Annotated in this window: 13 protein-coding genes; 4 read left to right on the plus strand and 9 right to left on the minus strand. The window is 67.8% G+C overall.

Going from position 1 to position 10035, the window contains the following annotated elements:
• Positions 1-33 precede the first annotated feature (33 nt).
• Positions 34-888 carry a class I SAM-dependent methyltransferase gene (locus tag ACCC94_RS24140; protein WP_413352133.1) on the minus strand — a complete coding sequence of 285 codons (855 nt, stop codon included), beginning with the start codon at positions 886-888 and terminating at the stop codon, positions 34-36.
• A gap of 63 nt (positions 889-951) precedes the next feature.
• Here ACCC94_RS24140 and ACCC94_RS24145 point away from each other — a divergent pair, with 63 nt between their 5' ends.
• Both ACCC94_RS24145 and ACCC94_RS24150 read left to right on the plus strand, forming a co-directional pair.
• Positions 952-1671 (plus strand): DNA-3-methyladenine glycosylase, encoded by a 720-nt coding sequence (locus ACCC94_RS24145; RefSeq protein WP_413352134.1) that lies wholly within the window; start codon positions 952-954, stop codon positions 1669-1671.
• The gene (locus ACCC94_RS24150) at positions 1668-2984 is read left to right on the plus strand and encodes a bifunctional DedA family/phosphatase PAP2 family protein (RefSeq protein ID WP_413352135.1); all 1317 of its coding nucleotides are present in this window, start codon (positions 1668-1670) and stop codon (positions 2982-2984) included. The genes ACCC94_RS24145 and ACCC94_RS24150 overlap by 4 nt, the downstream gene beginning before the upstream one ends.
• A gap of 1 nt (position 2985) precedes the next feature.
• Here the strand turns inward: ACCC94_RS24150 and ACCC94_RS24155 are convergent, their stop codons facing one another.
• Positions 2986-3900, minus strand: a complete 915-nt coding sequence (locus tag ACCC94_RS24155) for a LysR family transcriptional regulator (RefSeq protein WP_413352137.1) — start codon at positions 3898-3900, stop codon at positions 2986-2988.
• 103 nt (positions 3901-4003) lie between these two features.
• On the opposite strand from ACCC94_RS24155, the gene ACCC94_RS24160 reads away from it, so the two are divergent.
• Both ACCC94_RS24160 and ACCC94_RS24165 read left to right on the plus strand, forming a co-directional pair.
• Complete coding sequence (locus tag ACCC94_RS24160; RefSeq protein ID WP_413352138.1) at positions 4004-4291, plus strand: putative quinol monooxygenase; 288 nt, start codon at positions 4004-4006, stop codon at positions 4289-4291.
• A gap of 9 nt (positions 4292-4300) precedes the next feature.
• Complete coding sequence (locus ACCC94_RS24165; RefSeq protein ID WP_413352139.1) at positions 4301-5314, plus strand: zinc-binding alcohol dehydrogenase family protein; 1014 nt, start codon at positions 4301-4303, stop codon at positions 5312-5314.
• Positions 5315-5693: 379 nt separating this feature from the next.
• On the opposite strand, the gene ACCC94_RS24170 is transcribed toward ACCC94_RS24165, so the two are convergent.
• The 7 genes from ACCC94_RS24170 to ACCC94_RS24200 form a co-directional block, all read right to left on the minus strand.
• On the minus strand, positions 5694-6500 hold the full coding sequence (locus ACCC94_RS24170; RefSeq protein ID WP_413352140.1) for a cobalamin-binding protein: 807 nt from the start codon (positions 6498-6500) through the stop codon (positions 5694-5696).
• Positions 6500-6916, minus strand: a complete 417-nt coding sequence (locus tag ACCC94_RS24175; protein ID WP_413352141.1) for an MFS transporter — start codon at positions 6914-6916, stop codon at positions 6500-6502. Before ACCC94_RS24175 ends, ACCC94_RS24170 begins: the two co-directional genes overlap by 1 nt.
• The gene (gene ribA, locus ACCC94_RS24180; RefSeq protein WP_413352142.1) at positions 6913-7542 is read right to left on the minus strand and encodes a GTP cyclohydrolase II; all 630 of its coding nucleotides are present in this window, start codon (positions 7540-7542) and stop codon (positions 6913-6915) included. Before ribA ends, ACCC94_RS24175 begins: the two co-directional genes overlap by 4 nt.
• A gap of 134 nt (positions 7543-7676) precedes the next feature.
• Positions 7677-8321 (minus strand): TIGR02281 family clan AA aspartic protease, encoded by a 645-nt coding sequence (locus ACCC94_RS24185; protein WP_413352143.1) that lies wholly within the window; start codon positions 8319-8321, stop codon positions 7677-7679.
• Positions 8322-8325: 4 nt separating this feature from the next.
• Complete coding sequence (locus tag ACCC94_RS24190) at positions 8326-9111, minus strand: substrate-binding periplasmic protein (protein WP_413352144.1); 786 nt, start codon at positions 9109-9111, stop codon at positions 8326-8328.
• Positions 9112-9120: 9 nt separating this feature from the next.
• Complete coding sequence (locus tag ACCC94_RS24195; protein WP_413352145.1) at positions 9121-9636, minus strand: phosphatidylglycerophosphatase A; 516 nt, start codon at positions 9634-9636, stop codon at positions 9121-9123.
• A 2-nt stretch (positions 9637-9638) separates the two neighbouring features.
• On the minus strand, positions 9639-10035 hold a 397-nt coding region (locus ACCC94_RS24200), incomplete at its 5' end, for a thiamine-phosphate kinase (protein WP_413352146.1).

Genomic DNA, 10035 nt, shown 5'->3' on the forward strand with positions numbered 1-10035 from the left:
CTTGCTCGCGAACCGCCCTGCCCAGCCCGGAACCTAAACCCGCGCCTCGATCACCCGCACCAGACTCGGCATCCGCCCCTTGGGCAATCCCAGCCCCACGCCATCCACCTGCGGATCGAGCACCGCCACCCGGCCGAACCCACAGCCGGTGAACGCCTGCTCGATCTCGTCGGCGCTGCGGTAATGCAGCGGATAACCGCCTCGGGTCAGCCGGCCGATCAACCCGACGCCCCAGCGGATCTGCCGGTAGCGCGGGTGCTCGCGCAGGTCGGGGTAGAGTTCGGTCAGGTAGGTCGCTTCCGGGACCCCCCGCAGGGCGGCGGCCAGGCGGCGCCAGAAGCCCTCGATCACCGGGCGCTGGAAGTAGTTCACCAACCCTTCGGTGATCACCACCACCGGGCGGTCCGGGTCCAGCTCGCCGAGCAGCGCCGCCAGGCTCTGCTCGCCCTCTTCGGCGAGGATATCCACAGCCCGCACCCGGTGCTTGCCGTCCAGCCAGCCCTGTTCCCGCAGCAGCGCGGACTTGCGCGCGGCCATGGGCGGCAGGTCGGCTTCCAGGTAAGTCAGCTGGGGGTAGCGCTCGCGGAAACGCCGGCCACGGGGCGACAGCCCGCAGGCGATCTCCACCACCTGGGTCACACCGCGTGACTCGATGGCCTGGGTCAGCCGGGCGTCGATGAGCAGATGGCGTTGCAGCAGGAAGTCTTCGATGTTCAGGCCGAAGCCGATCCGCGCCCCCCAGTTGATCGGAGCCACGCAGCCGTGCACCCAGCGTCCGAAAGCTGTGGCGAAGGCCGGGTCGGCCAACTGGTGGCGATACCAGACGTAACCGGTGTAGTGCGCGCTGGGAGTGATGTGGGCGCTGTCGGCCCGGATCCGTTCAGCCATGCTTAAGATTCTTGTTGTTATGATTCGCCAGCCTAAGACCGGCCCGAGAACCGCGACAATCCAATGCCCGCCGAACCCAACCTAAGTTTGCCCTGGCCCGGCGCCAACCCGCTGCCGGACGCCTTCTTCAACCGCGACGCCCTGACCGTCGCCCGCGACCTGCTGGGCAAGGTGATCCGCCATCGGCTCGGCGACCTGTGGCTGTCCGCGCGGATCATCGAGACCGAGGCCTATTACCTGGACGAAAAGGGCAGCCACGCCTCGCTGGGCTACACCGAGAAGCGCAAGGCACTGTTCCTCGATGGCGGCCACATCTACATGTATTACGCGCGCGGCGGCGACTCGCTGAACTTCAGCGCCGGCGGGCCGGGCAACGCGGTGCTGATCAAGTCCGGCCATCCCTGGCTCGACCGCATCTCCGGCGATGCTTCGCTGGCCTGCATGCGCCAGCTCAACCCCGCCGCCGACGGCAGCGAGCGCGCGCTGGGCAAGCTGTGCTCCGGCCAGACCCTGCTCTGCCGCTCGATGGGCTTGAAAGTGCCGGACTGGGACGCCCAGCGCTTTGACCCGCAGCACCTGTTCGTCGACGACCTTGGCGAGCAGCCCTCGCAAGTCATCCAGGCCGCGCGCCTGGGGATTCCCCATGGCCGCGACGAACACCTGCAATACCGTTTCGTCGACGCCGCCTTCGCCCCCTTCTGCACACGCAACCCCATGCGCCGCGGACAGGTCGAAGGCCGTGACTACCACCTGCTCGGACCTCAGGACGACTCCATCCGATGATCGATCTCGCCGCCTTCAACACCTGGATGGCCACCCACCCGCAATGGCTCGCCCTGGTCCTGTTCCTGGTCGCCTTCCTCGAATGCGCCGCCATCATCGGCATCATCCTGCCGGGCGTGGTGATGCTCTTCGCCATCGCCGTGCTCGCCGGCAGCGGCGCCCTGGGGCTGGGGGAAACCCTGGCGCTGGCGTTCTTCGGCGGCTTGCTCGGCGATCTCTCGTCGTACTGGATCGGCCGTCACTTCCACCAGGACATCCGCCGGCTGCCGGTGCTGCGCCATCATCCGGAATGGATTGCCAGCGCCGAGGGCTTCTTCCATCGCTACGGCGTCGCCAGCCTGCTGGTGGGCCGCTTCATCGGTGCGCTGCGGCCATTCCTACCCATGGTCGCCGGCATGCTGGACATGCCCTTCGGTCGCTTCCTCGGCGTTTCGGTCATCGCCGCCGCCGGCTGGTCCATCGCCTACCTGGTGCCGGGCTGGGCCACGGGCGCGGCGATGCGCCTGCCGCTGCCCGAGGGCTTCTGGCCCGAGGCCGGGGTGGTCGCCGCCTGTATCGCCGTGGTCTTTGCGCTGATCATCCACGCCGAGCTGCGCAAGGAGCGCAACGCCCCGCTGATCGGCGCCATTGGCTGCTTCGCCCTGCTCATCGCCATGCTGATCGGCTGGCCCTACCTGGATGCCCTCGACAAGGGCCTGATGGCGCTGGTGCAGGAACACCGCCACGCCTGGCTTGACGATGTGATGGTGGCCGTCACCCGGGTCGGCGACTTCCGCACCCAGTTCATCGCCGGCGCGCTGCTGGCGGTGCTGCTGGCGGCGCTGCGACTGTGGCGCCACGCGATCTTTGCGGCCGCCACCATGGTCGGCACGGCACTGCTCAACACCACGCTCAAGCACCTGTTCAGCCGCGCACGGCCGGAAGTGATCGCCGACCCGCTGTCCGCCTTCAGCATGCCCAGCGGGCACAGTTCGGCGTCCTTCGCCTTCTTCCTGGTGCTCGGCGTGCTGGCCAGCCGCGAGAAATCGCCACGCGTGCGCCTGACCTGGATGCTGCTGGCGGTGATTCCCGCCGCCAGCATCGCCATGTCCCGCGTGTACCTGGGCGCGCACTGGCCCAGCGACATCATCGCCGGCGCGCTGCTTGGCGCCTCGGTGTGCGCCGCCAGCCTGTGGATAAGCCAGCGTCGCAACGAGCTGCCGGCCCTGGCGCCGCGCATCTGGTGGAGCCTGTTGCCGACCGCCATGGTGCTGCTGGCCATCGCCAGCGCCTGGGGCCTGTCGGCGGCGATCCACCGCTACACGCCGCTCTGACTCAGGCCCAGGGGCGCTCGCGCATCAGCCCGGCGCAGCGCGACTGGACGAACTCGCGCAGCTGGGTCACCGCCCGGCTGAGCTGGGCGCGGTGGGTACAGAACAGGTTCATCGGCGTGGCCTCGCCCAGGTAGTCCGCCAACGCCACTTCCAGCCGGCCGGCGTGCACGTCGGCTGCGACGTCCAGCCAGGACTTGTAGACCAGCCCCTGCCCCGCCACGGCCCAGCGCCGCACCACGTCGGCATCGTCGCAGAGGCGGTCTCCCCGCACCGTCACTTCGTGCTGCCTGCGGCTGTCGCTGAAGCGCCAGCGCTCGTGGGCACGCCCTCCCAGCATGTACAGCAGGCAGTTGTGCCGCTGCAGCTCGTCCGGGTGCGTCGGCTTGCCGTGGCGGGCGAAGTAGTCCGGGGCGCCGCAGAGTACCCGGCGATTGTCCGGCGCCAGCGGCAGCGCCACCAGGTTCGAATCCCCCGGCAGGCCGAGGCGGAAGGCGACGTCCACCGGCTGCCGGTAGAGATCGGCCTGGCGGTCGCTGATCAGCAGGCGCAGGTTCATCCGCGGGTGCAGCGCCTGGAACTCGTCGAGCCAGGGCAGCAGCACGTTGCGGCCGAAGTCCGACGGCGCCGAAACCTGGAAGTTGCCGGCGATCTCGCTCTTGCCGCCGGCCAGCAGCTGGCGGCCGTCGTCCAGGCTCTGCAGCGCGGCACGCGCGTGAACCAGGTACAACTCGCCCTCGGCGGTCAGGCGCAGGCTGCGGGTGGAGCGGGCGAACAGGCGCACGTCCAGCTCGCTTTCCAGGCGCTTGAGCGCCGCGCTGGCCACTGCCGGCGACAGTTCCAGCTCGCGGGCGGCGGCGGAGAGGCTGCCGCGCTCGGCGGTGCGGACGAAGATCTGCAGGTCGTCGAAACGCAGCATTTTCAAAAATCCTTTGAAAGAGACTCTCTACTTACGCGGTTTTTCTTCCCGGCGAAAGAGAGCAGCATGCCCTCACCTACCCCGCCCCACTGGAGATACACGGATGAGCCTGACCCTGATCGCCATCATTCGCGCCAAGCCCGGCCGCGCCGACAGCCTGCAGGAGCGCCTGCACGGCATGCTCGCGCCGTCCCGTGCCGAGGCCGGCTGCCTGCAGTACGACCTGCACCGCGACATCAAGGACGCCGAGCTGATCTACATGATCGAGCAGTGGCGCGATGAGGAGGCCCTGGCCGAGCACGAGGCCAGCCCGCACTTCCAGGCCTTCGTGAAGGCCGCCGAACCTGACCTCGCGGAACTCGATATCCGCCTGATGAACCGCATTGAGTAAGGACAGAACATGAAAGCCATCGGCTACACCCAGAGCCTGCCCAGCAACGACGTCAATTCGCTGCTCGACATCCAGCTCCCCGAACCCACCCCCGGCCCGCGCGACCTGCTGGTGGAAGTGCGTGCCATCTCCGTCAACCCGGTGGACACCAAGGTGCGCCAGCGCGCCCAGCCCGCCGCAGGCCAGTACAAGGTGCTCGGCTGGGATGCCGCCGGCGTGGTCCGCGCGGTGGGCAGCGAGGTCAGCCTGTTCAAGCCGGGCGACAAGGTCTGGTACGCCGGCGACCTGACCCGCCCCGGCAGCAACGCCGAACTGCAATTGGTGGACGAGCGCATTGTCGGCCCGATGCCGCAGAGCCTGGACTTCGCCCACGCCGCCGCCCTGCCGCTGACCACCATCACCGCCTGGGAACTGCTGTTCGACCGCCTGCAGGTGGCCGAGGGCCAGGCCAGCGCCGGGCAGAGCCTGCTGATCGTCGGCGCCGCTGGCGGCGTTGGCTCGATCCTCACCCAGCTGGCGCGCCAGCTCACCGGCATGACCGTGATCGGCACCGCTTCGCGTCCGGAAACCCAGGAATGGGTGCGCAACCTCGGCGCGCACCATGTGATCGATCACCGCAAGCCGCTGAGCGAGGAGCTCAAGCGCATCGGCGTCGGCGAAGTCACCCACGTGGCCAGCCTGAACCAGACCGAGCAGCACCTGGCCGAAATCGTCGCCAGCCTGCGCCCGCAGGGCCGCCTGGCGCTGATCGACGACCCGGAAAACCTCGACGTGCGCCTGCTCAAGCAGAAGAGCCTGTCGCTGCACTGGGAGTTCATGTACACCCGCTCGATGTTCCAGACCGACGACATGATCGAGCAGCACAAACTGCTGCAGCGCGTGGCCGGGCTGATCGACAGCGGCGTGCTGAAGACCACCCTGGGCGAGCACTTCGGCAGGATCGACGCCGCCAACCTGCGCCGCGCCCATGCGCTGCTGGAAAGCAACACGGCCAAGGGCAAGATCGTGCTGGAAGGCTTCTGATCCGGTAGTTCCCGTAGGGCGCATAACGCCTACGGCGTTATCCGCCGCGTTGGCGGATACCCGTTCCGGGTTATGCGCCCTACGGGGATCGCGCCGTGCGGGAGCGCCTGTGCATGGCTGTTCGCGAGCAAGCTCGCTCCTACGAAGAGCCACTCCGGCGTTTGCGGTTATCTGTAGGAGCGAGCTTGCTCGCGAACCCCGGCCCAGCTCGGTTGTTGGCCCTGGCCCCGGCAAGCATCCGACAGAGCTTCTCGGTAGCCTCGAGCATCGCGAAGCTGGGCTTCTCCAGGTTGCGATCCGGCACCACCCAGATACGAAGAGCCACTCCGGCGTTTCCGGTTATCTGTAGGAGCGAGCTTGCTCGCGAACCCCGGCCGGCTCAGTCGCTGGCCCTGGCCCCGGCCAGCATCCGACAGAGCTTCTCGGTAGCCTCGAGCATCGCGAAGCTGGGCTTCTCCAGGTTGCGGTCCGGCACCCCCCAGAGCTGCTTGAGCCGCGTGGCGCTGAGTTGCTGCATGCCGGTCCAGCCGTGCAACTGGTCTTCGCCGGCTGCCAGGATCACCTGGGGATCGCGCGCCAGCACGGCCTCCTGGCCGACCTGCGGTGCCGGCAGGTCGAGATCGGCAAACAGGTTTCGCCCCCCACAGACTTCCAGCGCCTCGCTGATGATCTGCCGGCCACCGACGGTGTAGAGCGGGCGATCCCAGACCTGATAGAACACCCGCAGCGGCTGCTCGCGCCGGTACTGCGCACGCAGTTGCGCCATGCGCGCATCGAAGGTTTCTGCCAGCTCCCGCCCCTTCTCCGCCCGCCCCAGGCGCTCGCCCAGTTCGCGGAACTGCCGGGAGATATCCTCAAGACGGTGCGGATCGGCCACATAGACCGGAATGCCCACGGCCTCCAGCCGTTGCAGCTGCGCTTCGGGCACGGCGCCGGGCCAGACCAGCAGCAGGTCGGGCTGCAGGGCGAGAATCTGTTCGAGATTGACCTGGCCGTAGCGGCCGACGGACGGCAGGTCTTTCAGGGACTCGGGACGCGGCCCACCATCGAGCAGGCCGGCCAGCCGGTCGGCGGCGCCCAGTTCGAGGACCATGTCGGTGAGCGAGGGCGCCAGGCTGACTACCCGTTCCGCCGCTACGACAGGCAGACCGGCGAGCAGCAGGAGCAGGCAGAGAAGGCGGCGCATCAGGCCAGTTGGCGCGGCAGGCGGTACAGCCAGAGGATGACCAGGCTGGCGAAGCCCAGCAGCAGCACGGGCACGCCATGCAGGTCGACCAGCACCGCCAGGGCGCCGATCCACGCCGGCAGGCTGCCAACCAATGCGCCACGGCGCTGCGCGGCGCCCAGCACCTGCCAGGCGGCGGGCTCATCCGCGCTGTCGCGGGCCTTGCCGGTGGCAATCAGCGCATGCTTGTAACGGCGGAACAACGGCAGCGTGAGGAACATCGACAACAGGCCGGCGACGAATACCGGCGTGGCCAGGGATTCCGGTCCGGGCGCCTCGCCCACCAGCGCCAGCATCAGGTGTTGCGGCGCCAGCGCGAGCGCCAGCAGCAACCACCACAGCAGATTCAGCCGGCGCCGGGCGGCGGCGCGGTTCACGAAGCGGATGCCTCGGCCTCGGCTTCGCCCTGGTGCATGTTGCCCAGCATGTGGCCCAGCTTGCCTGCCTTGGTCTGCAGGTAGCGCTTGTTGTGCGGGTTCAGGCCCTTCTGCAGCGGCACGCGCTCGGCGACGGTCAGGCCGTAGCCTTCCAGCGCCTTCACCTTGCGCGGGTTGTTGGTCATCAGCTTCAGCGAGCAGACGCCCAGGTGCTTGAGCATCGGCAGGCACATGGCGTAGTCGCGCTGGTCGGCGCCAAAGCCCAGGGCCAGGTTGGCTTCCACGGTATCCGCGCCTTCATCCTGCAGGGCGTAGGCGCGGATCTTGTTGAGCAGGCCGATGCCGCGGCCTTCCTGACGCAGGTACAGCAGGACGCCGCGGCCTTCCTCGGCGATGGCCGACAAGGCGCCCTCGAGCTGGAAACCGCAGTCGCAGCGCAGGCTGAACAGCGCGTCGCCCGTGAGGCATTCGGAATGCAGACGCCCCAGCGCCGGCTGGCCGTCGTCGAGCTGGCCCATGGTCAGGGCGACGTGTTCCTTGCCGGTTTCCTCGTCGAGGAAGCCATGCATGGTGAATTCGCCGAAGGGGGTGGGCAGCTTGGAGGCGGCGACGAAAACGACAGACACCGGAAACTCCTGAAAGATTTATCTAAGGAAGGAGGACCGGCATTGTAACAGCAGCGCCGGCCGCACCGTCATTGCGAATTCTGCAAGATAAGCATCGATGCTTTTGATAGAAGCCGCCGGCGGAGGCCACGCGATCAGTGCTTGGCCTGGATGTACATCATGCCCTGGTCTTCGCGCCAGCCGACGCGGTTCAGATAACTCATGCCGAGCAGTATCTCGGTGGGGAATTCCCCTTCCAGGACGATTGCCTCTACGCCGAGTACTTCCACGCCGCCGAGCTTCACGCTGTTGAGCGTGACCCGCCAGCCCTTGGCGGTGCCGCTGGCGGTGGAAGCCATCATCGGCGTGCCGCTGGCCCGGTAGTCGAGGCCCAGGCGTCGTGCCTGGCCTTCGTTCATGGCCACCGAGGTGGCGCCGGTATCCACAAGGAACTGTGCGTTCTGGTTGTTGATGGTGCCGGCCACCCAGTAATGACCGCCAGTGCCACGGGCGATGCCCATCTCGGTACGGGCCGAGGGCGCGGCATAGCCGGCCCCACTGTACTCGCGGCTCAGCTCGTAGGTCTGCTCGACGCCGCCGACACGCAGCACCGCCTTGTGGCTGTCGGCGCTGACCACCTGCACGCCTTCCGGGCCGGTCTGCCCCACCTTCACCAGCTTGCGCTGGCCGTCGATGTTGAGCACCGCGGCGCCGGGAAACAGGCCCACCACCAGGATCTGGGGCGCCGCGAAGGCAGCGACGGAGCAGAGGGACAGGCAGATCAGGGCGGACAGGCGCATGCGATCACTCCTTGGGCGGCAGCAGGGGTTTCAGCGGGGCGTAGGGCCAGTGCCAGCGAGCGAAGATGCGTTCCAGTTCGCCGCTGCGATACAGCGCCTGCATGCGTGAATCATAGAGCTTCGCCAGCGCCCGCCCACGTTCGTTGTTGGCGAAGCCAAGATACAGCGCAATCGTGCCGACGTCGGTGATGTGGTACGCGCTGGCGTCGACGTCCTTGGCCTGGATCATTTCCTCCAGCTCGGGCCGCGCATCGATGAAGTAGTCGATACGGTGGCCGTCGAGCATCGGCAGGGCGGAACTGCGCCGCTGCAGCTCGTTGCGCTGCTTGAGATGGTCCAGGTAGCGATCGAAGGCGTACCCGCGCATCCACGCCAGGCGATAGCGATCCAGCGTGGCCAGGGAGGGTTCGGGAGAGGTCTTCAGGCCCAGCGCACCGATGGCGTCGACGTCATAGGGCCAGTGCGGATAGACGATGTGTTCGATTTCATTGCGGTAGGAACCGACCCAGGCATCCGCCTCGCCACGTTGCACCAACCCGACGGAGCGTACGTAGGGCTCGCTGCGCAGGCTCAGGCGCACGCCCTCGGGCTCATAGATGGCCCGCAGCAGGTCCCAGGCCAGGCCTCGGCCATCGGCCTGGGTGTAGTTGACCCAGACCTCGCTGACCACGCGGATCTGTGCGGGAACTCCGGAATGCGCAGGGGCAGCCGTGTCGGCGGCCTGGGCCGCAGGCATGGACAGCGCCGGCAGCCAGAACAGGCAGGAGAGCAGGCACAGCAGTCGGCGCATCGATCTTCCTCAGATCAGCCAGTGAGCCCAACCCCATGTCAGGCCCTGCATCACCAGCCAGGCGAACACGCCCGCCAGCACGTCATCGAGCATGATGCCGACGCCGCCGTGGACGTTGCGGTCGATCCAGCTGATCGGCCAGGGCTTGGAAATATCGACGATGCGGAACACAACGAAACCGATCAGCAGCCACCACCAGCCTTCCGGCACCAGCCAGAGGGTGATCCACATGCCCACCATCTCGTCCCAGACGATGCCTTCGTGGTCGTGCACCCGCAGATCGTCGGCGACCTTGCCGCACAGCCAGAAGCCGAACAGCATGGTGACGCCCAGCATCAGCCAGTAACCCCAGTCCGGCAGCATCTGCCAGAGCGGAATGAAGGGTAGCGCAACCAGCGAGCCCCAGGTGCCCGGCGCCTTGGGCAGGGTGCCCGAGCCGAAGCCGAAGGCCAGGAAGTGCCAGGGATTGCTCCAGACCGAATGAGGTACGGGTTGGGCCGGGGCCTGGTTGGGGTGTTCTGTCACGGTCACTCCATGAAATGCAGGTAGCCGCCCTGACGCGGCGTGATGTCGGCACCACTGCCATCGAGCACGCGGACGCCGGAACCGGCTTCCACCCTACCGACCACACACAATGCCGGCCAGTTCGCGGAAAGTGCCGGCAGGTGCTCGGGCGGCAGGGTGAAGGCCAGCACGTAGTCGTCACCAGCGCCCAGTTTGAGCTGCAACGCGCGCTCGGGTCCCAGCAGGGCTTCCAGCGCCGGGCTGGCGGGCAGTTTGTCGGCTTCGACGACGAGCGCCACGCCGGAGGCGCGGGCGATGTGCCCGCAGTCGGCGAGCAGCCCGTCGGAAATATCCAGCGCCGCCGTGGCCTTGCCGCGCAGCGCCACGCCGAAGTCCAGCTGCGGCTGCGGCGACCAGTAG

It is taken from the genome of Pseudomonas sp. Pseusp97 (genome assembly GCF_047304025.1).
GTDB lineage: Bacteria > Pseudomonadota > Gammaproteobacteria > Pseudomonadales > Pseudomonadaceae > Pseudomonas.

Coding starts and splice junctions, on each gene's coding strand:
- ACCC94_RS24140 (WP_413352133.1), bottom strand. CDS start 888: ATGGCTGAACGGATCCGGGCCGACAGCGCCCACATCACTCCCAGCGCG.
- ACCC94_RS24145 (WP_413352134.1), top strand. CDS start 952: ATGCCCGCCGAACCCAACCTAAGTTTGCCCTGGCCCGGCGCCAACCCG.
- ACCC94_RS24150 (WP_413352135.1), top strand. CDS start 1,668: ATGATCGATCTCGCCGCCTTCAACACCTGGATGGCCACCCACCCGCAA.
- ACCC94_RS24155 (WP_413352137.1), bottom strand. CDS start 3,900: ATGCTGCGTTTCGACGACCTGCAGATCTTCGTCCGCACCGCCGAGCGC.
- ACCC94_RS24160 (WP_413352138.1), top strand. CDS start 4,004: ATGAGCCTGACCCTGATCGCCATCATTCGCGCCAAGCCCGGCCGCGCC.
- ACCC94_RS24165 (WP_413352139.1), top strand. CDS start 4,301: ATGAAAGCCATCGGCTACACCCAGAGCCTGCCCAGCAACGACGTCAAT.
- ACCC94_RS24170 (WP_413352140.1), bottom strand. CDS start 6,500: ATGCGCCGCCTTCTCTGCCTGCTCCTGCTGCTCGCCGGTCTGCCTGTC.
- ACCC94_RS24185 (WP_413352143.1), bottom strand. CDS start 8,321: ATGCGCCTGTCCGCCCTGATCTGCCTGTCCCTCTGCTCCGTCGCTGCC.
- ACCC94_RS24190 (WP_413352144.1), bottom strand. CDS start 9,111: ATGCGCCGACTGCTGTGCCTGCTCTCCTGCCTGTTCTGGCTGCCGGCG.